Here is a 25,860-nt window from a genome sequence, read left to right on the forward strand (position 1 = left end):
TTCCCCTGCGGCCGGCGGTCGCAGTCTTCATCGGGTTGGCATACGATCCTCCTGAACACCTGTTCATACATTGATCTGGATCAAGGCTGTTTGAAGTAGTCGGTCACATCATTCACCCCGTAGACCACCCTTCCCGCCACCTGCAACGGCACTATCCAACGAGGTAGCCAGGCCATGATTGATCAGACAGTCGTAGAACTGTCGCGGCTGCAATTCGCTCTGACCGCGATGTACCACTTCCTATTCGTACCGCTCACCCTTGGCCTGTCCTTCATGGTGGCCATCATGGAAAGCGTGTACGTGATGACCCGCAAGCAGGTCTGGCGGCAGATGACCCTGTTCTGGGGCACCCTGTTCGGCATCAACTTCGCCATCGGCGTGGCCACCGGCCTGGTGATGGAGTTCCAGTTCGGCATGAACTGGTCGTACTACAGCCACTACGTGGGTGACATCTTCGGTGCGCCGCTGGCCATCGAAGGCCTGATGGCGTTCTTCCTGGAAGCGACCTTCATCGGCCTGTTCTTCTTCGGCTGGAAGCGCCTGAGCCCGGTCAAGCACCTCACCGTGACCTGGCTGATGGCGCTGGGCACCAACCTGTCGGCGGTGTGGATCCTGATCGCCAACGGCTGGATGCAGAACCCGACCGGTGCGGTGTTCAACCCGGAAACCATGCGCATGGAAGTGGTCGACTTCGCCGCGGTGCTGCTGAACCCGGTGGCGCAGGCCAAGTTCGTGCACACCGTCAGTGCCGGTTACGTGACCGGTGCGATCTTCGTGATGTCCATCAGCGCCCTGTACCTGCTGCGCAACAAGCACAGGGACATGGCCCGCCGTTCGTTCGCGGTGGCCGCAGCCTTCGGCCTGCTGTCCTCGCTGTCGGTGGTGGTGCTGGGTGACGAGAGCGGTTATGCCGCCAGCGAGCACCAGAAGATGAAGCTGGCGGCGATCGAAGCGATGTGGGAGACCGAGCGTGCGCCGGCCGACTTCACCGCCTTCGGCATTCCCAACCAGGACACCCACACCAACGACTACGCGATCAAGATCCCGTACCTGATGGGCCTGATCGCCACCCGTTCGCTGGACCAGCCGATTCCGGGCATCCTGGAACTGGTGGAGCGTGCCGAGCACCGCATCCGCGGTGGCCAGATCGCCTACGGTGCGCTGGAACGGGTGAAGAAGGACAAGAACGATCTCGAAGCACGCGAGATGTTCGATCGCCATTGGCAGGACCTCGGCCATGGCCTGCTGCTGAAGCGTTACCGCGAGGACATCCTCAACGCAACGCCGGAGGAGATCTCCAAGGCCGCGATGGATACCGTACCGCGCGTGGCGCCGCTGTTCTGGACCTTCCGCATCATGGCCGGGCTGGGCTTCTACCTGATCGCCTTCTTCGCGCTGGCCTTCTACTTCTCGTGCCGCAACAACTTCCAGGACAAGCGCTGGTTCCTGAAGCTGGCCGTGTGGAGCCTGCCGGCGCCGTGGATCGCGATCGAATGCGGTTGGTTCGTGGCCGAGTACGGCCGCCAGCCGTGGGCGGTGGATGGCGTGCTGCCCACGTTCTACGCGGCATCGGGCCTGGCACTGCATGAAATCCTGACCACGCTGGCGGTGTTCACCAGCCTGTACACGGTGCTGCTGATCATCGAAATCAAGCTGATGCTGAAGGCGGTCCGCAAGGGCCCGGACGACATCCTGCCGACGCTGCAGGCCGACATCCGCCCTGTTTCCCCCAATGCCGTTGCCCCCGGCCAGGCCTGAGGCAGGAGAATCCAGATGGAATTCATTGCACTTGATTACACCACGCTCCGCGTGATCTGGTGGCTGCTGCTCGGCATCCTGCTGGTCGGCTGGGCCGTCATGGATGGTTTCGACCTTGGCGTCGGCACGCTGCTGCCGTTCGTGGCAAAGACCGATGAAGAACGCCGGCGAGTGATCAACACCGTCGGCCCGGTCTGGGAAGGCAACCAGGTCTGGTTGGTGCTGGGTGGCGGCGCGATCTTCGCCGCATGGCCGCCGCTGTATGCGGTCAGCTTCTCCGGCTTCTACCTGGCGGTGTTTGCGATGCTGTTCGGACTGATCCTGCGCCCGGTCGGCTTCAAGTACCGCAGCAAGCTGCCGTCCAAGCGCTGGCGCGACAACTGGGACCGCGTACTGTTCGTCGGTGGCCTGCTGCCGGGCCTGATTGCCGGCGTCGCGGTGGGCAACGTGCTGCTGGGCGTGCCGTTCCACTTCGATGACACCCTGCGCGTAACCTACACCGGTTCGTTCTTCGGCCTGCTCACGCCGTTCGCGCTCATCGCCGGCCTGATCAGCGTGGCCATGCTGGTGTCGCACGGTGCGGCCATGCTGGTGCTGAAGACCGACGGCCCGGTGGCCGAACGTGCAGCGCGCTATGGCAGCATCGCCGCCATCATCAGCTTCGTGTTGTTCGCTGCTGCCGGCGCCTGGGTGGCCTTCGGCCTGCCGGGCTACCAGATCACCTCGCAGGTGGTGACCGACGGGCCGACCAATCCGCTGCTGAAGACCGCCGAACTGGGGTCCGCCGCAGGTGGCTGGCTGCGCAACTACAGCAGCATGCCGGCAACGCTGGTGTTCCCGGTGCTGGGCCTGGTGGGTGCGCTTGCCAGTGCGGTGCTGCTGCGCGCACGTCGTGGCGGCCTGGCCTTCATCGCCTCGGGCGCGTCCATTGCCGGCATCATCCTCACCGTCGGCTTTGCGATCTTCCCGTTCCTGCTGCCGTCCTCCAGCCAGCCCACCTCCAGCCTGACCGTCTGGGACAGTTCGTCCAGCCACCTCACGCTGTGGATCATGCTGCTGGCCACGGCCATCTTCCTGCCGATCGTCCTCGCCTACACCACCTGGGTGTACCGCGTGCTGAAGGGCAAGACGACGGTCGAGGACATGGACGACAACCCCAACGCGTACTGACTGCCCGGGTGCCGGCCCATCGCCGGCACCTCCACCGCACACAGGAGATTGACCATGTGGTATTTCGCTTGGATTCTCGGCGCTGGCCTGGCTTCGGTCGTGGCCATCCTCAACGGGATGTGGTTCGAAGCGCGCGAAAGCGGCCGCGCCGACAAGGAAGTGCGCTGAAATTGTAAAAAAGGGTTGCCGATACGGCCTTCACACCGTATTCTTGGCGGCTCCTTCGGGGTGTAGCTCAGTCTGGTAGAGCGCTACGTTCGGGACGTAGAGGTCGCAGGTTCGAATCCTGTCTCCCCGACCACTTCGGTGGTCGCATTGAAGCCTGGTGAAGTCTTCCAGGCTTTTTTGTTCCCGCAGGAGTCGCTGCCACGGCAGCGAAGCAGAACGGTCTTCCCCCTTGCCGCCATCGGGGGAAATGGCTAGAATAGGCGGCTCCCTTCGGGGTGTAGCTCAGTCTGGTAGAGCGCTACGTTCGGGACGTAGAGGTCGCAGGTTCGAATCCTGTCTCCCCGACCACTCCGGTGGTCACCAAGAAGCCTGGAAGACGACAGTGTCCTCCGGGTTTTTTTGTGCCTGACGTCCGGGCGCGGGGGAGCATGAAAGGCAGGGACGGGGGTAAGGCACCCGCCCTGCGCTGGCGCCCTACCGCCTCAGCAAGGCTGCACGTTCAGGCGGGTGTATAGCGCCGGGCGTAGCCGCTTACAGCAAGGACCCGGCCGGCTCAAGGCCCCACAGGGCTCCGGGCCTTGGGTCAGCCACACTGCCAAGCGCAGCACTCCCGCTCAGCCCCTGAGGTTCGGGTCCGTTACCGGCAACAGGTCGTAGCTGGCCAGATCCATTTCGACGCGGTGCACCTTGTCCACCTGCGCGTCGTCGGTGGGGTCGAACACGCCCGGCACCGAGACGATCACCGTGCCCAGGCCATCGACCGGGTGGACGGCGTGTGCATCGCGGATCTGCGCATGGGTGATCTGCGCGGGCACGAAGCCCATCCAACCGAAGAACTGCCGGTGTTTATACAGGCGTCGGTCTATTTGATATGTCACAAGGCCTTTCTCGGGCGCTCTGGACTTTACATCAACGCATGCGAAATTCGGCCGTATTGTCTTCACCAGCCCAATTAAAGCGTTGACCATCAGGGAAGGAGTTGCCTCCCCAAAGGGCTCGGGCCTGACAAGACTGAAAGAGTTGAATCCAGTTGTCGGGTCCAACTGGAGCACAACCACTCCCGGTTTACGCCAGTCGCGGTCGTTATCGACATTGGCGAGACTCAAGGACGCGCCGAGTTCCGCATGGTCACCAAATCGTTGGCGACGTTTCTCGACATCCCGTTCCATCCGAGTCAAGAGCTCTTCCGAATCATTCAAGGAGAGAGTCTTCTCTTTCTGACTCGAAGGAAGCGCATACCACCCTTTCATTAAGGGATGCATCCGCGCCAGTTTCTCAGTTATCTCCACAGCCACTCGCAGCACTTCGCGCGGAGATTTCGCGACAGGCGCTGTCCACAGATCGGCTTGAGCTCGGATGATCATATACCACCTCCCCGAAATGGCTCATATCTGCAAATCCACGGGTCAAGTCGAGCAAATTCAATGGCTGCTGCAATTGCCCTTCCCTGCATGAAGCACCACACAAGCCTTCCTTGAGGCTCAGCAATCGCAATCGCCGCGCGCTGCCGAATCATCTGCTCCCTCCATGGCTGAAAGACACTGGGTACCACAAACCTGTACTTCGGCTGTTCTTCTTCATCAAGAAAATGCTCATACCTCCCCTTCGCTTCCACCACCGTGCAGTCCTTCAACCAGAATCCATCAAATTCGCAGGCGTTGAAATGCCATTCCTGCACGGTGCGTGAGAACCCGTCGCGCTCAAGATAGTCAAACAACGTATCCACCGAGAACAACCGCCGATCTGGATCCGCCTTATCCGCGACCATGAAACCAAAGCGCAGCGATGCCGAGCGTAGATTGGCGATGTACAGCTGGTACTCGTAGTTGACCAGATTGCGCTGGGTGACGAAGCGCGGGGTGAGAGGCGGGCCGATGAACCCCTCCTTCAGCAGGCACTCGTTGCACGCAGTTTCGTCGGGCATCTGCGAGCAGTCCACCTCCCGGGCCTTGGTTTGCGGCTCAGCGCGCGCATCCGGCTTGGCTTCACCGCTCACCCGCTGCCCGATACCATCCACCACGCCACGAATGCCCCCCATCACATCGCCGGTGGTCGGCCCGCCGTAGGGATCCACTGGGTTGCCGTGTTCGTCCACGGTGCCGCTGCCACCTGCCATGCCTGGCCCCAGCCAGGGCCGGGGTCCGATGATTCTGGTGCCCATTACTGCTCCTAGTGTCCTGCGTGGATTGAAAGGAGTGCGCACCACCTCTTCATCAACGGGTGCATCCTCGGCAAGTCCTAATCACCTACGCCGCCCACACAGAACCTGCTCCAGTGATCGCACAACAGGTGTTATCCACAAATTGGCTTGGGTGTTGATGATCACATTCCCGCTCAGCCCCTGAGGTTCGGGTCCGTTACCGGCAACAGGTCGTAGCTGGCCAGATCCATCTCGACGCGGTGAACCCTTTCCACCTGCGCGTCGTCGCTGGGGTCGAAAATCCCCGGCACTGAGACGATGACCGTACCCAAGCCATCTACCGGGTGGACGGCATGGGCGTCGCGTATCTGCGCGTGGGTGATCTGCGCAGGAATAAACCCCATCCAGCCAAAGAACTGACGGTGCTGATATAGACGCCGGCTGATCCGATAGTAAATAAGTTCACTTTCGAGCGTTCTAGCCTTAACATCTGTACAGGCGAATTCTGGCTGAATCGCCTTCACCGATTCGATCAATGCGTTGAGCATGACCGAGGAAGCAGCTTCTCCAAAAGCTCCGATCCCTTTAAGGCTGAAGCTGTTGCGACCTGTTGTTGGGTTCAAGTCGAGCACAACCACACCGGGCTTGCGCCAATCCCGATCATTGTCAACGTTGGCCACCATCAATGAAGCTCCAAGCTCGTCATAGTGGCCGAAACGGTTACGACTACTCTCAATACGTTTCCTCATTGAAGCCAGCAAAACATCGGCGTCTTGCAGGGGCACATACCTATCTACGGGGCCCGAGGGCAATGCATACCAGTTCTTCATCAATGAGTGCGTCCGCGCCAGGCTCTGGGTGAGTCCCATGGCCTTACTCAGCACCTCCTCCGGTGTACGGGAAGTCGGCTTCGTGCGCAGATTGGCTTGAGCGCTCAGAATCATACATTCCCCCCAGAAAACGGCTCGTATTGACAGAGAAGTGGATCGACAAAATCCATTGCTATCGCCGCCTTCATTACCCGCGACTGCATGAAACACCACAAAAGTTTGGCTGACGCCCCGGCGATGCCAATCGCAGCACGCTGCCTATCCATTTGCTCAGCCCATGGACCGAAGACATTCTGCCGAACGAAGCCATACTTCACATCTCCATCTTCATCTAAAAAATGGTCATACCTCCCCTTCGCTTCCACCACCGTGCAGTCCTTCAACCAGAATCCATCAAATTCGCAGGCGTTGAAATGCCATTCCTGCACGGTGCGTGAGAACCCGTCGCGCTCAAGATAGTCAAACAACGTATCCACCGAGAACAACCGCCGATCAGGATCCGCCTTGTCCGCGACCATGAAACCAAAGCGCAGCGGTGCCGAGCGCAGGTTGGCAATGTACAGCTGGTACTCGTAATTGATCAGGTTGCTTTGGGTAACATAGCGCGGGGTAACGGGTGGGCCGATGAACCCCTTCTTCAGCAGGCATTCGTTGCACGCGGTCTCGTCAGGCATCTGCGAGCAGTCCACCTCCCGCGCCTTGGCCGTCGGCTCAGCGCGCGCATCAGGTTTGGCCTCACCGCTCACCCGCTGCCCGATACCATCCACCACGCCACGAATGCCCTTCACCACATCGCCGGTGGTCGGCCCGCCGTAGGGATCCACTGGGTTGCCGTGTTCGTCCACGCCGCCGCTGCCACCTGTCATGCCTGGCCCAAGCCAGGGCCGGGGTCCGATGATTCTGGTGCCCATTACCGCTCCTAGTGTCCTGCCAGATTCGACAGCAGATCCGCCGCTGCCAGATTCGGGTTCTTCGCGGTGCGCATCCACATGTCCGCCGCAGGGACGGCCCGCAAGCCGCGTGCCCACGCCACATCCGCCTTCACCCAGCGGACCAGCACCGGCAGGTGGGTGATGCGTAGGGAACAGGCTGCGTGGTCATGGCTTCGCACCACCTCGTCCATCAACGCACGCTCGTCGAGGTGCCCCGTTTGCTGCGGGTATTCCTGGCGGATTTCCCTGGTCAACTTCGGGAAGAAGGTGCTGGGGTCTGGCAGGCGCAACAAGGCTTCCTGTTCCTCGGTGATCTCAAACATCAACCGGCCTCCGTTGCGTACAGCTCTGCGCGATCCAGGGCGTAGGCCTGGCCCAGGATCTGGAAACGCCACCACGCCAGCGGGCCCATCAGCTGCCTGCGCTGTTGGAGGGTGAAGGCCCGCTGCAACCGCAGGAACACGCGACCGTCCCAGTAGCGCAGCAGTGCCAGCCGGCCGTTGGGGCGGCACAGATCCAGGCAGGCCTCCAGGTGCTGGAACACCGCTTCGAAACCGGCTTCGCTGGTAAGCCAGGCCACGACAGGCCTGTCCAGTTCCAGCGCACGCAGCCAACCGTCCACCTGGGTGTGGGCCTGCGCGGGCAACTGCAGCAGCCAAGGGCCGATGGATGCGTGGGCGGCCTCGGGCTGGCGCGCAAACAACGAGCGATGCGGCAGGTCCTGGGCGTACCAGGCCAGTGCCTTGTACGTGTCGGCATAGGCTGCTGCATCGACAATGGCATATCGGTTCATTCATCGCCCCAGAAAGGTTGCGCCGGAGTGGGCACCGGCCAGCAGGCAGGCCTCGCACACCGGCGCCTTGTCAGCCATCGGCACGGCAGGCACGAGCGCTGCGGGTGCGACGCCACTGGCCGCCTGCACGGCCTGCGCCGCCGGCCCACTGTCCGCGCCGCCACCACCACCGCCCGCATCCACGAACACCAGGGACTGCTGCCCGGCGATGAGCGAGCAACCGCACGACAGCCTGTCGCCGTCGCGCGCCACCGGCTGGCCCTCAAACATCAGGGTGGAATCACCACTGACGATGGAGGCCACCACCTGGTGCCTGGGGCAGGTGGCTTTGTCACCCACCCGTGCCACAGGCTTGCCCTCGATGTCGGTCGTGGGCGAACCGGTGATGACCCGGCCACCGCCGGTGGTTGCATCGCCCACCACAATCAACGTCCTTGCCACCCCGTGATCCTTCCGCCGTGGATTCGGCCCGAACCTAGCAATGGCACAACCCCGCCTGCACTTCGGCGCGACGCTTCATGCATGTTCTGCGCTGCTTGCATGCGGGCAAACTCCGCGCAGATGGCGCAGATGCAGCGGTTTCGTGGGACCAAGGCGGATGTCCGGCGCTTCGCGGCCACTGCCAACAGGACGTGCGGATCGCGACAATCAGCGCCGACAGGACCCGACCCCGCCAGCCACGTACAATGGCGCCCTCCCCCACCCACCGCACCGGCACAGCACGGTGCGGCGCTGCACGCCAAAGACGCGGCGTGCGTCACCTGCAAGGACTACCGCATGACGTCGCCAACCCCATCCTCGCCGTCGCTGCTGCACGGTCGCGTCCTTGCGTTCGCCGCGATCCTGCTGGCGGCGGTCAACCTGCGTACCGCCGTCACCTCCATCACCCCGTTGCTGGACGTGCTGGGCCAGCAGTTCGGCTTCGGCACCACCATGACCGGCGTGCTGGGCATGCTGCCGACCGCGTCGTTCGCACTGTTCGGCGTTGCCACCCCGGCGCTGGCACGACGCCTGGGCCTTGAGCGCACCACCCTGCTGGCGATGCTGATGGCTGCCGCCGGCCTGCTGCTGCGCTCCAGCGCCGGCAATGTCGGCACCCTGCTGCTGGGCTCGGTGATCGCACTGGCGGGCATGGGCATCGGCAACGTAGTGGTGCCGCCGTTGGTGAAGCGCTACTTCGCCAACAAGGTCGGCACCATGAGCACGCTGTACATCAGCGTGCTGCAGCTGGGCACGATGATGCCGGCGCTGTTGGCGGTGCCGGTGGCCAACGCCGCAGGCTGGCGGGTGTCGCTGGGCATGTGGGCGCTGCTGGCGCTGGCTGCGGCCCTGCCATGGATGCTGCTGGCACGCCGTGCGCCCAGGCCGGTGCTGGACAGCAGCGATCCCACCGCGCAGCCGCACGGCAGGGTCTGGCGTACGTCGCTGGGCTGGAGCATGACGCTGATGTTCGGCATGACCTCGCTGATGACCTATTCGATGTTCACCTGGCTGCCGCGCATCGTGGTCGAAGCCGGCGCCACGCCTGCCTTCGGCGGGGTGATGGTCGCAGTCTTCTCGGCACTGGGCCTGCTGCCATCGCTGGTGATTCCGTCTCTGGCGGTGCGCCTGCAGAATCCCTTCCCGCTGGTGCTGATCGGCTTTTCCGCCTTTGCCATCGCCTTCGCCGGCCTGCTGTTCGCCCCGATGAAGGCGCCGTTGCTGTGGGCCTGCCTGCTGGGCGTTGGGCCGTCCACGTTTCCGCTGGCACTGACCCTGATCAATCTGCGCACGCGCACCCCCGCCGGTTCGGCGGCCCTGTCCGGCTTCATGCAGGGCGTGGGCTACAGTTTCAGCTGCCTGGGCCCGTTCCTGGTCGGCTGGCTGCACACCGTCAGCGAGGGCTGGACCCTGCCCTTCGCCTTCCTGTTCGGCTGCGCGCTGCTGATGCTGTGCGCCTCGTGGGTGGCCTGCAAGCCGCGCAAGCTGGAAGACCAGTGGTGACCGGACCGGCAGGCTGGCGCCCGCCGCCGTGAAGCTGGACCCACACACCCCACTACCGCGATCTACACACCGCCACCGCAGCGGGTGACGTAGCGTGTCCAAAGCTGACCCGTTATGCGTCCAGAACTGGCGTTACCAGCAGGGCACGCCCCCTCAGGGGGCGGCCCAGGCTACCCCGTGCCGTTCCAGTGGACAGCAGAAAAGTGTATGCGCGACAACGCGTTGCGACAGGGCTGGCCGGTCACCCAAGGACTCTCCGTCAACAAGGTACGGATAGGAAGTAGGCGCTTTGGCAGAGCGTCAGCTATAGTTGGCATGTGATGTGCGTCACACTTTTGAGCACATCGTTCAGCAATGGATGCTTAGGGGGTCTCATGGTTGTTCATCGTCCGCTGGCGCTGTGCGTCGGCCTGGCCTGCGCCACTCTGGCGTGCTGGGCCCACGCGGCCTCGCCGCCCACCGTCATCACGCGCGCCGACCGGCTCGCCGAGATCGGGCACTACCGTGACCAGGCACGCTGGGTCGATGCGCTGGCCGCGATCGAGCGGGCGCAGCTGCGCGAGCCCAACGACGACCTGCTGTACAAGCTGCAGGTACTGACTCTGGGCGACATCGGCAACGCCCATCGCGCCTGGCGGCTTTACCAGGCACGGCCCAACCTGTTCGACCAGGACCAGAAAGCGCGGCTGGAGGCCAACTACGTGGCCAAGCTGGTCAACTGGAGCCTGGCCTACGGGGAAAGCGAAGACACCCGGCTGGTCGAGGCCGAGGCTTCGCTGGCGGAAATGGAGCAGTACGTCGAGCGCGATGGCACAACGCAGGCGCAGGCGCCGCTGCGTATCCGCATGGACCGGCTGATCCTGCTCAACCGCCTGGCCCGCCACGCGCAGGTGCGCGACGAGGCGCGGGCGCTGCAGCGCGAAGGCCATGCCCTGCCCGATTACGTGCTGCCGGCCGTAGGCGACTCGCTGATGGCCACGCAGAATCCGGAGGAGGCCATTCCCTTGCTGGAGGCCGCCGCAAAGAACGATCCCTCACGCTTCGAGTCACGCTCGGAGCTGGCCTATGCCTATCTGGAAACCGAGCAGGCGGAGAAGGCGGTGGGCTACCTGCAGGCCTGGCAGAAGGACGAGCCGGCCTGGCGCTGGGGCGGCGGCAAGACCCCGTTCGAGAACTGGGCGCGTTACGAGGCCGACCTGAACCTGGGGATGGTGCGGGCCTACAGCGGCGACCTGCCCACGGCCCAGCGCGAACTGGAAGCCCTGGTCGAGGTCGGCCCGGGCAATGGCAGCCTGCAGACTTCACTGGGCAGCGTCTACCAGATGCGCGGCTGGCCACGGCGGGCGCTTGAGCGCCACCAGATGGCCTATACGCTGGACCCGCGTGACATCGCGCCGCGCCTGGGCATGTACGAATCCTACGTGCAGCTGCAACGCGACGACCTGGCGCGGCCGCTGCATGACGACCTGCTGGCACGCTATCCAAGCCAGCCGGCGGTGCAACGCATGGATCGTGACTGGCGTGCCCATCGCGGCTGGCAGCTGCTGGCAAAGGTCGAAGGTGGCCGCAGTTCCGGCGGCGGCGGCACCTCGCCACTGGGCAACGACGACCTGCACTACGGCGTGGAAGTGGCCTCGCCGGTTCTCAACGACCGCTGGCGCCTGTTTGCCTTCGCCGACCGTCGTTCGGTCAGCTTCCAGGACCAGGACATCGATCCGCTGTGGATCGGTGCCGGCGTGCGCTACCGCTTCGACCGCCTCGATGCCGAGGCGGCGGTGATGCGCCCCAACGACAGCATCGGCGACACCGGCCTGCGCGGCGGCTTCGGCTGGCAGTTCAATGATCGCTGGCATGCCGGCGTGACCGCTGCCCGCAATGACCCGGAAGCCTCGATGCAGGCACGCGTGGCGGGCATCACCGCCGACAGCGTTGCGGTTGCAGTGGACTACACGCGCAACGAGCGCACCCACTGGAGCTTCGGTGGCAGCCAGTTCCGTTACGACGATGGCAACCGCCGCGATACGCTGAACAGTGCGATCGAACAACGGCTGTTGACCCGCCCGCGCCTGTTGATCGATGGCCTGGGCAGCGTCTACACCAGCCGTGGCAGCCGCGACGATGCGCCCTACTTCAACCCCTCGCGGGATCGCTCGGTGGAAGTGGGCCTGCGCATCGACCAACAGCTGTGGCGCCATTACGAGCGCCACTTCCGCCATCGCCTGACGGTGTCGGTGGGCAACTACTGGCAGGAAGGTTTTGGCAGTTCAATCATTCCAACCGTGGCCTATCGCCACGAATGGCAGTTCGATCAAGGGCGGATCCTCGAGTACGGCGTGAGTTGGTCGCGGCCGGTCTACGACGGCCAACGTGAACGACATATCGGCTTCGATGCCGCGCTGCGCTGGGGAGAATGAGATGGAACGGATGCTTCGCAACCTGACGACCGTACTGCTGCTGGCGCTGCTGGCCCTCGCCCTGCCCGCCGCCGCCCAGCGCGCCAGCTCGGCCGCGGAACTGGACGCGGCCGACAACGGCCTGCTGGTCCTCAGCTACCACGACGTGCGCGATGATGTGCTGGAAAAATCCGACGGCGACGCCTACGCGGTCAGCACGCAGAACTTCGCCGCACACCTGGACTGGCTGTCCGCCCATGGCTATCACCCGGTCTCGCTGTCACAGCTGATCAAGGCCTCGCGCGGTGAGGCAACGCTGCCGCCGCGGCCGGTGCTGCTGACCTTCGACGACGGCCTGCGCAGCGTGTACAGCCGCGTCTATCCGCTGCTGCGCGCGTACAACTATCCGGCGCTGGTGGCGGTGATCACCGACTATGTGGACATGGCACCGGGCCGCACCATCGATTACGGCTACCGTCCCTTCGGCCATGACGACTTCCTGACCTGGGACCAGCTGCGCGAGATGCAGGCCAGCGGCCTGATCGAACTGGCCAGCCATACCGACAACCTGCACCACGGCGTGCAGTCCAACCCACAGGGCAACCAGACCCCGGCGGTGATCACCCGCATCTACGACCCCAAGGCGCAGCGCTATGAAAGCGCGCAGGAGTACGAGAAGCGCCTGCGCGACGATCTCGGCCGCAGCGTGCAGCGCATCGAGAAGGAACTGGGTGTACGCCCGAAAGCGATCGTCTGGCCCTACGCCGCCTACAACCAGTTGAGCAACGACATCGCCGAGCAGCTGGGCATGCCGGTGTCCTTCGACCTGGAAGGACGCAGCACGCCGGTGACTGCCGACCTGCATGGCCTGGCACGCCTGCTGGTGACCAGCAATCCGAACATCACGTCGCTGGCCTATGAGCTTCGTCGCAACGTCAATCTGGACGGCACCCGCGCACTGCAGATCGACATGGACTCGGTCTACGACAGCGACCCTGCACAGCAGGCGCGCAACCTGGATGCGCTGATCGAGCGGGTGAAGCGGATCGGCCCGACCCATGTCTACCTGCAGGCCTTCGCCGATCCTGACGGCAACAACACCGCCGATGCCCTGTACTTCCCGAACCGCCACCTGCCGATGCGCGCGGACCTGTTCAACCGCGTCGCCTGGCAGCTGAAAACCCGTGCCGGGGTGAAGGTGTATGCGTGGTTGCCGGTGCTGGGCTATGAACTGCCCGACGCCGCGCAGCGTGCGGCGCTGGGCATCCAGAGCCCGGAACGCGATGGCATGTACCGCCTGGATTTCACCAAGCCGCAGGCACGACAGATCATCAAGGACATCTACGAAGACCTGGCGATCAATTCGTATTTCGAAGGCCTGCTGTTCCACGATGACGGCTACGTGCGCGATACCGAGCTGGCCCAGCTGCCGCAGGAGGGCAGCGACGGCGGCCGCACCCAGGCGCTGATCGATTTCACCCTGGAACTGCGTGACAGCGCACAACGCTGGCGCCCCAAGCTGGGCACCGTGCGCAACCTGTACGCGCAGCCGGTGCTGGAGCCGCAGAGCGCGGCATGGTTCGCCCAGCGCCTGGACCTGTTCAACAAGGCCTACGACCGCACCGCGCTGATGGCGATGCCATGGATGGAAGGCAGCCGCCGCCCGCAGCGTTGGCTGGACAAGCTGGTGGTGGCCGTGCGTGCGCACGACCCCGAGCTGAAGCACACGATGTTCGAGCTGCAGACCGTGGACTGGCGCACGCAGCGGCCGATCAGCGGCGAACAGCTGCGCGCGCAGATCCGCCGCCTGCAGGCACAGGGCGTGCGCCATTTCGCGTGGTACCCGGACGATTTCATCGCCGACAAGCCGTCGACCCAGGATGCACGCGCGGCGATGTCCGCGCGCAACTTCCCGTACCCGGAGAAGTGACGTGGACATGAATCCGTGGCTCAACGCCATGTTCCAGTTCGCCTTCTTCTACCCCATGGTGATGGCGTTCTTCTGGATGTCCGGGGGCCTGTACTACTTCTTCCGCCGTGAGCGGAAGTCGCGGCCGCGCAACGACCCACCACCGATGGCGGAGTATCCGTTCGCCAGCCTGCTGATCCCGTGCCACAACGAATCGGCGAACCTGGACGACACCCTCGGCGCGGCATTGGCCCAGCGCTACCCGGACTTTGAGGTGATCGCCATCAACGATGGCAGCACCGACGACACCGGTACCCGCCTGGACGCGCTTGCAGCGCTTCATCCGCGCCTGCGCGTGGTCCATCTGGACCGCAACCTGGGCAAGGCCAACGCGTTGCGCATGGGCGCGCTGGCGGCGAGATCGGAGTACCTGGTGTGCATCGATGGTGATGCCATGCTGGAAGAGTTCGCCATGCACTGGATGGTCTGGCACCTGACCAGCGGCCCACGCGTGGGTGCGGTGACCGGCAACCCGCGCATCCGCAACCGCTCCACCCTGCTCGGCCGCCTGCAGGTGGCGGAGTTCTCCTCGATCATCGGCATGATCAAGCGCGCCCAACGCGTGTACGGCCGCATCTTCACCGTGTCCGGCGTCATTGCCGCGTTCCGTCGCACCGCCCTGCATCGCATCGGCTACTGGGCCGATGACATGGTCACCGAGGACATCGACATCAGCTGGCGGCTGCAGCTGGATCATTGGGACATCCGTTACGAGCCCAACGCGCTGTGCTTCATCCTGATGCCGGAAACGCTGAAGGGCCTGTGGCGGCAGCGACTGCGCTGGGCACAGGGCGGCGTGGAAGTCCTGCTGCGCCACGGCACTTCGTTGTTCAGCTGGCGCAAGCGGCGGATGTGGGGCGTGCTGCTGGAGTACATCCTCAGCGTGCTGTGGGCCTACACCATGCTGGTGATCATCCTGCTGTGGGCAGTGGGCAAGTTCATCCCGATGCCGCCGTCGCTGTACATCGACACGTTGCTGCCGCAATGGCATGGCGTGATCCTGGCCCTGGTCTGCCTGCTGCAGTTCGCCAGCAGCCTGATCATCGACAGGCGTTACGAAACGCATATCGGCCGCAACTATTTCTGGGTCATCTGGTACCCGATGGCGTACTGGTTGATCAGCCTGTTCACCACGCTGGTGGCGCTGCCGAAGACCCTTCTCCGGCGGCGTGGCAAGCGTGCCACCTGGGTCAGCCCAGACAGAGGTATCCGATGAACGCACATCGCCAGACAACCGCCAGGACGCCGTCCAACCGCTTCGACTCGCGCCTGATCCAGAAACCGCGCAAGCAGCCCCGCCTGCAGCGCACTGCCTGGGGCTTTGTGACCCTGGCATTCTGGGGGTTCTACTTCTACCTGTGGGCACCGCTGGTCACGCTGGTGTCCTGGTTGCTCGGTGGGCAGCTGGCGTGGCTGCAGCTGTACGAGCGCAAGCAGCATCTGGACCCGTTCGTGATCATCGCCCTGCCGGTGATCCTGGCGTGCTGTGCGCTGCTGCTGATCGCCTGGGCCGAGTACAACCGCTACCGCTTCGCCGGCAAGGAACGGCGCGGCCCGCACGAGGACGCAAGTCGTGCGGAGATCGCCCATTCGCTGGGTGCCAGCGATCAGCTTGCCGAACAGATGTTCGGCGCCAAGGCCATCACCCTGCACATGGATGAGCATGCACGGCCGCTGGGCATGACCGCGCAGCTGTTGAGGTAACGGGGGTTCGGCCGGGCGGCGCCCGGCACCCGCAGAGGCCGAAGCAACAGCAACAGCTGGCAGTCAGTGGGATGGCGGGGCGGTATGGGCAGGCAGGACACGCCGTAAACCCATCCATGGGGGCTCGATGGCGCCATCCATGGCGCCAACGGTCCTGCCTACCCACACCGCCCCACCTCTGACAGATTTCCGCAATCTGGCAGATCCACGCCATGCGTGGATGAATCTCCATCGAAATCGAATAGTCGACAATTCATCAAAGAGCATCCACGCATGGCGTGTATCTACGTGTCGACCAGGTTCGACACCCACCAACAGCAAGTCATGCCATCCCGACAGATTGCGGAGATCTGTCGAAGGCGGGGTGGGTCCGGTTGCGGGGGTGTCCGCGGCATGGATGCCGCGGCCAAGCCCCATGGACGGGTTCACGGCGTCCCCCGCAACCGGACCCACCCCGCCATCCCGCAGGAACCCGCTGTTGCTTCGGCTGTTGCCGTTGCTGTTGCTTCGGCTGCTGCCGTGGCCTCTGCGGGTGCCGGGCGCAGCCCGGCTGTGACCCTACCTTCGGACCTGGCCTTCGCCGCGCACCACGAACCGTTCGACTGTCAGCGCTTCCAGCCCCATCGGGCCATAGGCGTGCAGGCGCGTGGTGGAGATGCCGATCTCGCTGCCGAGGCCAAGCTGGCCACCATCGGAAAAACGCGAAGACGCGTTGACCATCACCACCGCCGAGCGCAATGCGCTGACGAAACGCTCGGCACTGGCTACGTCTTCAGTGGCGATCACTTCGGTGTGGTCGGAGGTATAGGTACGGATGTGCGCGATCGCTGCATCAAGATCGTCGACCACGCGGACCGCCAGTACCAGATCAAGGAATTCGGCGGCATAGTCGTCTTCGCTGGCCGCGGTACTTCCCGGCAGCAACGGCTGCGCGCGCTCGTCTGCGCGCAGCTGCACGCCACGTTCGGCCAGCGCCTGTGCAGCACGCGGCAGGAACGCTGCGGCAATGTCCCGGTGCACCAGCAGGGTTTCCAGTGAATTGCACGCGGACGGGCGACTGCACTTGCCGTCCACCAGCAGATCGACTGCCTTGTCGAGATCGGCACTGGCATCGACGAACAGGTGGCAGACGCCCTTGTAGTGCTTGATCACCGGTACCCGTGCGTGCTCGGCGACGAAGCGGATCAGGCCTTCGCCACCGCGCGGGATGGCCAGGTCGATCAGTTCGTGCAGCTGCAGCAGTTCCAGCATTGCTTCGCGACGCAGGTCGGTCAGCACCGTCACAGCGGCAGGGGGCACGCCGTTGGCCTTCAATGCCCCCGCCAACGCCTGGGCGATGGCGGTATTGGAATGGATCGCCTCCGAGCCGCCACGCAGGATCACGCCGTTGCCCGCCTTCAGGCACAGCGCGGCGGCTTCGGCGGTCACGTTCGGGCGAGCTTCGTAGATCATCGCGATCACTCCCAGCGGCACGCGCACCTTCTGCACGCGGATGCCGTTCGGACGCACGTCGTCGCGGGTCACCTGCCCGACCGGGTCCGGCAGGCCGGCCACCTCGCGCACGGCGTCGGCCATCGCCAGCAGGCGCGCCGGATCCAGTGCCAGGCGGTCGAGCATCGCGCTGCCCACGCCTTTGTCGCGGGCGGCGGCCAGGTCGCGTGCATTGCCTGCAAGAATCTGTCCGGCATTGACCTCCAGCGCCTGCGCCATCGCCTGCAGCAGTGCCCTGCGCGCATCACTGTCCAGGCCGGCAACCACCTGGGCCGCGTCGCGGCAGGCACGGGCCTGCGATTCGATCTCACTCATCGGCATATCCTGCAGTGGGTTCATGGCAGCACCAGATCGTCGCGATGGACGACGGTACCGCCGTAGTTGTAGCCGAGCACGGTCTGGATGTCGCGGGTGTGGCGGCCGGCAATGCGGCGCACGTCATCGGCGGCGTACTGGCTTACACCACGGGCCACGCACACCCGGCCGGCGTCGGTGTTCCAGCATACCTGCACCATGTCACCGCGCCGGAACGCGCCGTCGGCACCGGTGATGCCACCGGGCAACAGCGATGCCCCCTTCTCGCGCATCGCCTGGGCGGCGCCGGCATCGATCAGGATCGCGCCTTCGGCGAGCGGAGCGTGGCGCAGCCAGTGCTTGCGGGCCGCCTCGCGGCTGCGTGCTGCATGGATACGGGTGCCGAACAGGCGATCCTGCGCCAGCGCGCGCACAACGTCGCCGCTGCGGCCATTGAACAGATAGGTTTCAATGCCGACACGGCCGGCCTTGGCTGCGGCCTCCAGCTTGGTGCGCATGCCGCCGGTACCGGCGACCGAACCGGCGCCACCAGCCATCGCCAGCACGGCATCGTTCAACTCGGCCACTTCATGCAGTGGCCGGGCATCGGCATGCGTGCGCGGATCTGCACTGTAGAGACCGTCGATGTCGGTGGCGATGAACAGTGCATCGGCATCGACCAGCGCTGCCACCGTCGCGGCCAGGTTGTCGTTGTCACCGAGCTTGAGCTCATCCACCGAAACGGTGTCGTTCTCGTTGACCACCGGCAGCGCGCCAAGCCGCAGCAGCTCGTTGAGGGTTGCCCGCGCATTGAGATAGCGGCGGCGGTTGCGCAGATCGTCATGGGTCAGCAGCACCTGCGCCACCGGGCGCTCGAAGAAGCGCTGCCACAGACCGATCAGCTGCGCCTGGCCCAGCGCCGCCAACGCCTGCCGCGCCGCCATCGCCGCACCGGGTTCATCGGCCCGGGGCAGGATCGCGCGGCCGGCAGCGACCGCGCCGGAGGAGACGATGACGACCTCGCGCCCGGCCAGCACGTTGGCCGAAACGAACTGGGCCAGGCCCAGCGCGTGGCGCGGCGACAGGCCACCACCGTCGGCGGCCAGCAGGCTGCTGCCGACCTTGAGCACGGCACGCCGCCACGACGGCAGCGCTTGTTCGGGGAACGGCGATGCAACGTGGGTGGCGTGGACAGTCATCAGGGGCGCCTCAGCGGGTATTCCATTCATGGACGCTCAGCGCCGATGCCTGCATCGTCACCAGCGGATCGGTGGCGACGATGGCCTGCGCCTGCGCCAAGCTGTCGAGGTTGCACAGGACATAGGCGCCACCGCTGCCGTCGGCAAAGCCGCCGGTCAGCTGCAGCCTGCCCTCGGCCTGCAACGCATCGAGGAAGTCGCGGTGCGGCTGCACCACGGCGTCGGTGAAGCCCGGCAGGCGCATCGCCAGCACCAGGTAGACGGTGCCGGCCATCAGGACAGCGCCTGCCAGCGCGCGCGCAGTTCATCCAGGCGCAGGTCCGACGCCGAACCCGGCGATACGCGCGCCGCCAGGCTGCCTTCCGGCGTGCGCCCCTGCCCTGCACTGTCGGCACCGGCAGCAGCAGCCTTGTAGGCCTCGCGGAACGGTACGCCCGCTACCGCAGCTTCCACCGCGACATCGGTGGCATACATGCCCGAATCGATCGCTGCACGCAGCTTGTCATCGCGCCATTCCAGGTTGGCCAGCAGCGCCGGCAGCAGTTCAAGCGCGGCCAGGCCACGACCGAAGCCGTGGAAGATGGCGCCCTTGGACGACTGCAGGTCGCGGTGGTAGCCCGACGGCAGCGACAGCAACTGCTCGATTTCAGTGCGCGCAGCGGCGACGCTGGCATGGGCCGCCCGCATCAGCTCGATCACGTCGGGATTGCGCTTGTTGGGCATGATCGAACTGCCGGTGGTGTACTGCGCCGGCAACGCGATGAAACCGAATTCGGCGCTGGTGAACAGCGACAGGTCCCAGGCAATGCGGCGCAGGTCCAGGGTGGCACCGCCCAGCGCTTCCAGCGCGGCCAGTTCGAACTTTCCACGCGACAGCTGCGCGTAGATCGGCGAGATCTGCATGCGCGCAAAGCCGAGCGCGGCGGTGGTGTGCTCGCGATCCAGGGGCAGGTTCACGCCGTAACCGGCGGCGGTGCCAAGCGGATTGGCATCGACCAGTGCATGGGTATCGCGGGCGCGCACGGCGTTGTCGATGAAGGCTTCGGCCCAACCGGCCCACCACATGCCGGCCGAGGACACCACGGCACGCTGGATGTGGGTGTAACCGGGAATCGGCAGATGCTGCTCGGCCTGCGCACGGTCAAGTGCCACCTTTGCCACTTCGGCGCTGACCTGCGCCACGCGCTGCAGCTTTTCCTTCAACCACAGCCGGGTGGCGACCAGGATCTGGTCGTTGCGGCTGCGGCCGGTGTGGATCTTGCGGCCGGCATCACCCAGGCGTTCGGTCAACCGTGCCTCGATCGCCGAATGGCCATCCTCATACTGCGTATCCAGCACGAAGCGGCCTTCGCGGAAGTCCTGTGCCAGCACCTCCAGCTCGCGCAGCAATCCGGCCAGTTCGTCGGCGCTGAGGATGCCGATGTGCTGCAGGCCCTGCGCATGCGCGGCGCTGGCAGCAATGTCATGCAGGAAGAACTCGCGATCGAGGATCACGTCGTCGCCGGCGAGGAAGGTCTGGATCTGGGCATCGACAGCGACGCCTGGCTTCTGCCAAAGAAGGTCTGCCATGGGGAGCTCCTGTACGGTTTCAGTGCGGGATCGACGTCAGTTCGTCGATGCCCAGCGCAAGATTGAGGTTCTGCATGGCCTGGGTGGCCGCGCCCTTGAGCAGGTTGTCCAGGGTCGCCACCACCACCACCCGCTTGCCGCCCGGGGCGAGCGTGAAGCCGCCGACCTGGGCACCGTGGCGGCCAGCGATGCGGCTCACCCACGGCGCCTCGTCCACGACCTCGATGAGTGCTTCACCGGCGTAGGCCTGCTGGAAGCGCTCGACGATCTGCTCGCGGGTCTGCACGCGGTTCAACCACAGGTTGGCGGTGAGGGTGATGCCACGGAAATGCGGCGCGACGTGCGGCATGAATTCGACCGCCACGCCCAGCTGCACGGAAACCTCGCGCTCATGCACGTGGTTGGTCAGCGCGTACGGCATCAGGTTGTCGGCCAGCAGTTCAACGTTGTTCTTGTCCGACGGCGAGGTGCCCGCACCCGAGTAGCCGGACACACCGAAGCACTGCGGCGGGCCAGCCAGCAGATCCAGCAACGGATGGATCGCCAGCTGCATCGCGGTGGCATAGCAGCCGGGGTTGCTGATGTGCTTCTGTCCGCGGTAACGGCTGCGGGTAAGCTCGGGCAGGCCGTAGTACCAGGTGTTGTCGAAACGGTAGTCGGCCGACAGGTCGACGATCACCGTGTCCGGCTTCGCTGTTTCCAGCGCCGCCACGAACGGCGCGGCCAGGCCGTTGGGCAGGGCCAGGACCACCGCGTCCACGCCCTTGGCGGCAACGGCGTCGGCGTCGAGATTCTCGAACTGCAGTTCGCCCTGCCATTGCGGGTAGTGGTCGGACACGCGCTGCCCGGCCAGTTCGCGCGAGGACACAAAGCCCAGCTGCAGGTTCGGATGCGCTGCCACCAGGCGGATCAGCTCGGCGCCGGTATGGCCGCGGGCGCCGACGATGCCGACGGTGAACGAGGAGGAAGTGCTCATGCGTGCGTGCTCATGCGTGCGAATCGAGGCGGTGCTGCAGGTGGCGTTTCACGCCCTGCCATTCCGCATCGATGATGGAGAAGATGACGGTGTCGCGCGGCGTGCCGTCGGGATGCCGGCGGTGATTGCGCAGCACGCCATCCTGCTTGGCGCCCAGGCGTGCGATCGCGGTGCGCGAGGTGAAGTTGAACCAGCTGGTTTCAAACACCACGCTCAGGCATTCCAGCCGCTCGAAGGCATGGCTGAGCAGCATCAGCTTGGTTTCGGAGTTGACCCCGGTGCGCTGCACCGATTCGCCATACCAGGTGTAGCCGATGCTCAGCCGCGGTACGTCCGGTTGCAGATCGTAGTAACGGGTGGTGCCGACGATCTGGTCGTTGGCGTCGAACACCACGAACGGCAGCACCTTGCCTTCGGCCTGTGCCTGCAGCGCGGCCTGCACATAGCCGGTCATGGCCTTCGCATCGGGCACCTGGGTGTACCAGAGCCTGGACAGCGCGCCTTCGCCCAACGCGCCGCGCAGGCCGTCGATGTGGCTCATCTGCAGCGGTTCCAGCCGCGCATGCGTGCCGGTCAACGTGGGTACCCGGGTCCAGTCTGCGTGGTTCATCGCGCTCAGCCCTCCAGGCTCGGCGCACGCACCGCGCAGTGGTCGACATAGGTCCTGATCCGGTCGATGCCATCGGCACCGTACCAGAACACCTTCCAATGACCCTGCTTGTAGCAGCCATCGGACTCGGCGTAGTAGAAGTGGTTGATCGGGTTGCCGTTGCGCGAGCGCCAGAACAGCTGCGGGGTTTCCTCGCGCATCACGTTCCAGACCGCGCGGCCAAGCCCTTCGCCCTGCGCATCATCGAGCACGGCGAATTTGTCCAGGTAGACGCCCTCGGCCTCATCGGTGAGGATCACCGCCGTGCGGTAGTTCTCGCTGACGTACGCGCGCAGCAGCGTGGTCCTCTCGAAATAGTCCGGCACCAGGGTGCGGCCGAAACTGGATTCGATCAGGCCCTTCAGGCGCGGCAGGTCCAGCTCGCTCCAGGCGGTTGCACGCAGCACCTTCTCGCCCTTGCGCACCAGCGTTCCCGAGCCCTTGTGGGTGAACAGTTCCTTGGCCAGGTCGGCCGGCCGGGTGATCGACACCGACGATTCCAGCGGCAACCGGTCCAGCAGGGACTTGATCTGTTCGATCTTCACCTTCATGCCACCGTGGATCCACGGTTGCGCGATCAGGTGGTCGTACTCGGTGGACAGGTTGATCGAATCGATCACGCTGCCCTGCTCGTCCAGCAGGCCGCCGGTACCGGTCAGGAAGATGATCTTGTACGGCTGCAGCTCCTGCACCAGTTCGTTGGCGGCGAAGTCGGCATTGACGTTGAGGATCTGCCCACCGGCGGTCTCGCCCAGGCTGGTGATGACCGGGATCGAACCGGCACGCAGGCTGGCCTCGATCGGCACCAGGTTGACCTTCTTCACCTCGCCGACCAGGCCGTAGGTGTCCAGGCCCAGGTACTCCGCCTCGAACACGCCGCCGGTGATGGAGGTGGCGCGCGCACCGTTCTGCTGCAGCGCTTCGACCAGGCGCAGGTTGGACTGCTGGAATACCCGGCGCACGATCGCCAGCGCTTCCGGCGAGGTCACCCGCAGGCCGTTGACCGTCTGCTTTTCAATGCCGGCGGCCGACAGTTCCGCATCCAGCTGCGGGCCGGCGCCGTGCAGCACGATCGGGGTCAGGCCGACTTCCTGCAGGAACGACAGCGAGGAGGTCAGCGCGTCGAGATCGTCGCGCAGCACCGCGCCGCCGACCTTGACCACGGCGAAGCGCTTGGCGTCCAGCTGCGAAAAGCGCTTGAGGTACTGGCTGATCTCCTTCGCGCTGGCCATGCTCGAGAGCAGGCGCACGATGGTCTGGCGGGTCTGGCGGTGGGGCTGGAGGGCAGGAGACATTTCGGTTTCGTCACAGGCGGCGGTCGCCGCGTTGCAGTTCCGCCGCGCAGAAGCGCAGCGGCGTTGTGGGTCGATCAGGCGCCGGCGGCGATGATCCGGTGCACGGCGTCGGTGTAGCGCTGCAGCTGCTCCAGCGTCACGAACTCATCGGCGGTGTGGGCCTGGGCGATGTCGCCCGGACCGAACACCATCGTGGTGTAGCCACCGGCCGAGAACAGCGACGCCTCGGTCCAGAAGTCCACCGCGTTGCCGATCGGCAGGTCCAGCGCGTCGGCCACGTCGCGCGCCAGCAGGCGGCGGTGTTCGGCTTCGGCGATATCCCCCGCCGGCAGGCTGGGGCCACGGAAGGTTTCGGTGAACACCGCCGCTTCCGGTTCGGCGAAGCCGGCGAAGGTCGCCAGCAGCGCATCGATATCCATCGACGGCAGCGGCCGGAAACCAAAACGCACTTCCGCCGCCGGTGCGATCATGTTGGCCTTGATGCCACCTTCCACGCGCCCGATGTTGAAGCGCAGGCCGGTCAATCCACCGAAGCGTGCCGAGGCCAGCGATTGCACATGGTCCAGCGCGCGGTTGCCCCAGCGCATCGCCTGGTGCAGCGCACTGGCGGCTGCATCCTGCTTGCCCGACGCATGGCCGGCACGGCCGGCGAACTGCATCAGTACCGAGCTGATGCCACGATGGGCAAGCACCGCTTCGCTCATGGTCGGTTCGGCCACCAGCACCGCTTCGTACGCAATGCCCCGGGCCAGGAACGCGGCGATGCAGCGCGGATCGTTGGCTTCTTCATCGCTGGAGAACAGGAAGGCCGCGTCGCCATCACTGGCATTGGCGGCCGCCACCAGCGCCGCGGCCGCGCCCTTGATGTCGCACACACCGAGGCCGACCACGCGGTCGTCCAGGCGCCGCATCACGTGCGGGTCGGCACTCCAGTGCGGCGAGTCCGGCACGGTGTCCAGATGCACGTTGAACAGGTACTTCGGCGTGCCGCGCACGGCATACAGGCTGACCGCGCCGGCGCCATGGTCGATCACCTCCACATTGAACCCGGGCAGGTTGTCGCGCAGGTAATCGAAGATGCCACCGGTGGTGATCGCACGCGGCGGGTTGCGGGTGTCGAAGGACACCAGCGCCTGCAGGTGATCGAGCGTCTGTTCAAGCATGAATCAACAGTTCCTGTGGAATTCCGCCGGGCATGGCCCGGCTTGGATATCGTGCTGCCAGCATCCGCCGGGCATGGCCCGGCGCTACCGGAATGCGTGCGCGCGCCAGCGGCACAGGTGGGTCAACCGCGGTTGACCTGCGCGTAGAGGGTGGAGCTCATGCCGAACAGCTTGATGAAGCCCTCGGCTTCTTCCACGCCCCAGTCGGCCGACTGCGCATAGGTGGCGCCCTTGGTGTTGAGCAGGTGCGGCGACTTCACCGCGACGGCGTCGACGCGGCCGCCACGGGTTTCCAGCACCACTTCGCCGTTGACCTTGGCCTGCGAGGACTTCAGGAAGGCTTCGATGTCGGTCTTCAGCGGGTCGTGGTAGAAGCCTTCGTACACCAGCTCCACCCACTTGCGCGCCACGTCCGGCTTGAAGCGGTTCTGCTGCTTGGTCAGCACCGCATCTTCCAGCGCGCGGTGCGCGGCCAGCAGCGAGACCAGGCCCGGTGCCTCGAACACGATGCGGCCCTTCAGGCCGATCACGGTGTCGCCGGTGTACACGCCACGGCCGACGCCGTAGGGGGCGAACAGCTTGTTGAGCTGGGCCAGGATCTGCTCGCCCGGCAGTGCCTTGCCGTCGAGCTCGACAGCTTCGCCTTCGACGAACTTCAGGGTGACGGTCAGCGCCTGTTCCGGCCACTCGGCGCGCGGTGCGCACCAGCCACGGGCGCCCTCGCCCGGTGCTTCCCAACGATCGATCTCGCCGCCGGACATGGTCAGGCCCAGCAGGTTCTCGTTGATGGTGTAGGCCTGCTGCTTGGCGCGCACGCCGAAGCCACGCTCTTCCAGGTACTTCTGCTCGTAGGCGCGGGTCTGGGTGTGTTCCTTCTGGATCTCGCGGATCGGCGCGATGATCTGGTAGTCACCCAGGGCCTTCACTGCCAGGTCGAAGCGCACCTGGTCGTTGCCCATGCCGGTGCAGCCGTGGGCGATGATGTTGGTGCCCAGTTCGGCAGCGCGCTTGAGCGCGGCATCGACGATCAGGTAACGGTCCGACACCAGCAGCGGGTACTGGCCCTGGTAGCCCTCGCCGGCCCACACGAACGGCTTGACGAAGCCGGACCAGATGGCCGGACCGCCATCGACAGTCTGGTGGCTGGTGACACCCAGCTCGGCGGCACGCTTCTCGATGAACTCGCGCTCTTCGTCATCCACGCCGCCGGTATCGGCGAACACGGTATGCACGTTGTAGCCGCGCTCCTGCAGGTACGGCACGCAGAAGCTGGTATCAAGGCCGCCGGAGAAGGCGAGAACGACGTCTTTGTTGCTCATGGGGGTATGTCCTGGTAGCGCCGGGCCATGCCCGGCGGATTGTCTGGAGTGCTTGAACGACGTAC

24 protein-coding genes and 2 tRNA genes are annotated in these 25,860 nt (G+C 65.1%); 10 read left to right on the forward strand and 16 right to left on the reverse strand.

Features of this window, described 5'->3' with window-relative positions; all coding sequences use genetic code 11:
- Nucleotides 1-174: 174 nt before the first annotated feature.
- The 5 genes from D0Y85_RS13625 (at nt 175) to D0Y85_RS13645 (ending at nt 3,444) form a co-directional block, all read left to right on the forward strand.
- Nucleotides 175-1,758, forward strand: a complete 1,584-nt coding sequence (locus D0Y85_RS13625) for a cytochrome ubiquinol oxidase subunit I (RefSeq protein WP_025876455.1) — start codon at nt 175-177, stop codon at nt 1,756-1,758.
- Nucleotides 1,759-1,773: 15 nt separating this feature from the next.
- Nucleotides 1,774-2,928 (forward strand): cytochrome d ubiquinol oxidase subunit II, encoded by a 1,155-nt coding sequence (cydB, locus tag D0Y85_RS13630; RefSeq protein ID WP_117310844.1) that lies wholly within the window; start codon nt 1,774-1,776, stop codon nt 2,926-2,928.
- A gap of 54 nt (nt 2,929-2,982) precedes the next feature.
- Nucleotides 2,983-3,096, forward strand: a complete 114-nt coding sequence (gene cydX / locus D0Y85_RS13635) for a cytochrome bd-I oxidase subunit CydX (RefSeq protein WP_117310845.1) — start codon at nt 2,983-2,985, stop codon at nt 3,094-3,096.
- A gap of 56 nt (nt 3,097-3,152) precedes the next feature.
- A tRNA-Pro gene (locus D0Y85_RS13640) sits at nt 3,153-3,229 on the forward strand.
- A 138-nt stretch (nt 3,230-3,367) separates the two neighbouring features.
- A tRNA-Pro gene (locus D0Y85_RS13645) sits at nt 3,368-3,444 on the forward strand.
- Nucleotides 3,445-3,710: 266 nt separating this feature from the next.
- On the opposite strand, the gene D0Y85_RS13650 is transcribed toward D0Y85_RS13645, so the two are convergent.
- The 7 genes from D0Y85_RS13650 to D0Y85_RS13680 all read right to left on the reverse strand — a co-directional run bounded on the left by D0Y85_RS13650 (nt 3,711) and on the right by D0Y85_RS13680 (nt 8,232).
- Nucleotides 3,711-4,460, reverse strand: a complete 750-nt coding sequence (locus D0Y85_RS13650; RefSeq protein WP_117310846.1) for an Imm52 family immunity protein — start codon at nt 4,458-4,460, stop codon at nt 3,711-3,713.
- Nucleotides 4,457-5,257, reverse strand: a complete 801-nt coding sequence (locus D0Y85_RS13655) for a Tox-REase-5 domain-containing protein (protein ID WP_240329246.1) — start codon at nt 5,255-5,257, stop codon at nt 4,457-4,459. The genes D0Y85_RS13650 and D0Y85_RS13655 overlap by 4 nt, the downstream gene beginning before the upstream one ends.
- Nucleotides 5,258-5,430: 173 nt before the next feature.
- Nucleotides 5,431-6,066, reverse strand: a complete 636-nt coding sequence (locus D0Y85_RS13660; protein ID WP_162887674.1) for an Imm52 family immunity protein — start codon at nt 6,064-6,066, stop codon at nt 5,431-5,433.
- A 110-nt stretch (nt 6,067-6,176) separates the two neighbouring features.
- Entirely contained in the window at nt 6,177-6,977 is an 801-nt protein-coding gene (locus D0Y85_RS13665) for a Tox-REase-5 domain-containing protein (protein WP_240329250.1), read from the reverse strand.
- A gap of 8 nt (nt 6,978-6,985) precedes the next feature.
- Nucleotides 6,986-7,321 carry a hypothetical protein gene (locus tag D0Y85_RS13670; RefSeq protein ID WP_117310850.1) on the reverse strand — a complete coding sequence of 112 codons (336 nt, stop codon included), beginning with the start codon at nt 7,319-7,321 and terminating at the stop codon, nt 6,986-6,988.
- Nucleotides 7,321-7,791: a DUF4123 domain-containing protein gene (locus D0Y85_RS13675; RefSeq protein ID WP_117310851.1), complete on the reverse strand. Its 471-nt coding sequence runs from the start codon at nt 7,789-7,791 to the stop codon at nt 7,321-7,323. The genes D0Y85_RS13670 and D0Y85_RS13675 overlap by 1 nt, the downstream gene beginning before the upstream one ends.
- Entirely contained in the window at nt 7,792-8,232 is a 441-nt protein-coding gene (locus tag D0Y85_RS13680; protein WP_117310852.1) for a PAAR domain-containing protein, read from the reverse strand.
- 336 nt (nt 8,233-8,568) lie between these two features.
- Here D0Y85_RS13680 and D0Y85_RS13685 point away from each other — a divergent pair, with 336 nt between their 5' ends.
- The 5 genes from D0Y85_RS13685 to pgaD all read left to right on the forward strand — a co-directional run bounded on the left by D0Y85_RS13685 (nt 8,569) and on the right by pgaD (nt 15,840).
- The gene (locus tag D0Y85_RS13685; protein ID WP_117310853.1) at nt 8,569-9,774 is read left to right on the forward strand and encodes an MFS transporter; all 1,206 of its coding nucleotides are present in this window, start codon (nt 8,569-8,571) and stop codon (nt 9,772-9,774) included.
- Between the two features lie 374 nt (nt 9,775-10,148).
- Complete coding sequence (pgaA, locus tag D0Y85_RS13690; RefSeq protein ID WP_117310854.1) at nt 10,149-12,188, forward strand: poly-beta-1,6 N-acetyl-D-glucosamine export porin PgaA; 2,040 nt, start codon at nt 10,149-10,151, stop codon at nt 12,186-12,188.
- Nucleotide 12,189: 1 nt separating this feature from the next.
- Nucleotides 12,190-14,097, forward strand: a complete 1,908-nt coding sequence (gene pgaB / locus D0Y85_RS13695) for a poly-beta-1,6-N-acetyl-D-glucosamine N-deacetylase PgaB (protein ID WP_117310855.1) — start codon at nt 12,190-12,192, stop codon at nt 14,095-14,097.
- 1 nt (nt 14,098) lies between these two features.
- Complete coding sequence (pgaC, locus tag D0Y85_RS13700; protein WP_117310856.1) at nt 14,099-15,352, forward strand: poly-beta-1,6-N-acetyl-D-glucosamine synthase; 1,254 nt, start codon at nt 14,099-14,101, stop codon at nt 15,350-15,352.
- Nucleotides 15,349-15,840, forward strand: a complete 492-nt coding sequence (pgaD, locus tag D0Y85_RS13705; RefSeq protein ID WP_099784817.1) for a poly-beta-1,6-N-acetyl-D-glucosamine biosynthesis protein PgaD — start codon at nt 15,349-15,351, stop codon at nt 15,838-15,840. The genes pgaC and pgaD overlap by 4 nt, the downstream gene beginning before the upstream one ends.
- Nucleotides 15,841-16,398: 558 nt before the next feature.
- On the opposite strand, the gene D0Y85_RS13710 is transcribed toward pgaD, so the two are convergent.
- The 9 genes from D0Y85_RS13710 to D0Y85_RS13750 all read right to left on the reverse strand — a co-directional run bounded on the left by D0Y85_RS13710 (nt 16,399) and on the right by D0Y85_RS13750 (nt 25,795).
- Nucleotides 16,399-17,670 carry a glutamate-5-semialdehyde dehydrogenase gene (locus D0Y85_RS13710; RefSeq protein WP_080148403.1) on the reverse strand — a complete coding sequence of 424 codons (1,272 nt, stop codon included), beginning with the start codon at nt 17,668-17,670 and terminating at the stop codon, nt 16,399-16,401.
- Nucleotides 17,667-18,824 (reverse strand): glutamate 5-kinase, encoded by a 1,158-nt coding sequence (gene proB / locus D0Y85_RS13715; RefSeq protein WP_117310857.1) that lies wholly within the window; start codon nt 18,822-18,824, stop codon nt 17,667-17,669. Before proB ends, D0Y85_RS13710 begins: the two co-directional genes overlap by 4 nt.
- Nucleotides 18,825-18,834: 10 nt before the next feature.
- On the reverse strand, nt 18,835-19,098 hold the full coding sequence (locus D0Y85_RS13720; protein ID WP_025876435.1) for a YciI family protein: 264 nt from the start codon (nt 19,096-19,098) through the stop codon (nt 18,835-18,837).
- On the reverse strand, nt 19,098-20,393 hold the full coding sequence (gene argH, locus D0Y85_RS13725; RefSeq protein WP_117310858.1) for an argininosuccinate lyase: 1,296 nt from the start codon (nt 20,391-20,393) through the stop codon (nt 19,098-19,100). The genes D0Y85_RS13720 and argH overlap by 1 nt, the downstream gene beginning before the upstream one ends.
- Before the next feature lie 19 nt (nt 20,394-20,412).
- The gene (gene argC, locus D0Y85_RS13730) at nt 20,413-21,369 is read right to left on the reverse strand and encodes an N-acetyl-gamma-glutamyl-phosphate reductase (protein ID WP_032978728.1); all 957 of its coding nucleotides are present in this window, start codon (nt 21,367-21,369) and stop codon (nt 20,413-20,415) included.
- A gap of 10 nt (nt 21,370-21,379) precedes the next feature.
- Nucleotides 21,380-21,979 carry a GNAT family protein gene (locus D0Y85_RS13735; protein ID WP_025876429.1) on the reverse strand — a complete coding sequence of 200 codons (600 nt, stop codon included), beginning with the start codon at nt 21,977-21,979 and terminating at the stop codon, nt 21,380-21,382.
- Between the two features lie 5 nt (nt 21,980-21,984).
- Nucleotides 21,985-23,313 (reverse strand): acetylglutamate kinase, encoded by a 1,329-nt coding sequence (locus tag D0Y85_RS13740; protein WP_117310859.1) that lies wholly within the window; start codon nt 23,311-23,313, stop codon nt 21,985-21,987.
- Nucleotides 23,314-23,387: 74 nt separating this feature from the next.
- Nucleotides 23,388-24,476: an acetylornithine deacetylase gene (locus tag D0Y85_RS13745; protein WP_117310860.1), complete on the reverse strand. Its 1,089-nt coding sequence runs from the start codon at nt 24,474-24,476 to the stop codon at nt 23,388-23,390.
- A gap of 122 nt (nt 24,477-24,598) precedes the next feature.
- The gene (locus tag D0Y85_RS13750) at nt 24,599-25,795 is read right to left on the reverse strand and encodes an argininosuccinate synthase (protein ID WP_117310861.1); all 1,197 of its coding nucleotides are present in this window, start codon (nt 25,793-25,795) and stop codon (nt 24,599-24,601) included.
- Nucleotides 25,796-25,860 lie beyond the last annotated feature (65 nt).

The organism is Stenotrophomonas sp. G4, from assembly GCF_003428825.1.
Classification (GTDB): domain Bacteria; phylum Pseudomonadota; class Gammaproteobacteria; order Xanthomonadales; family Xanthomonadaceae; genus Stenotrophomonas; species Stenotrophomonas indicatrix.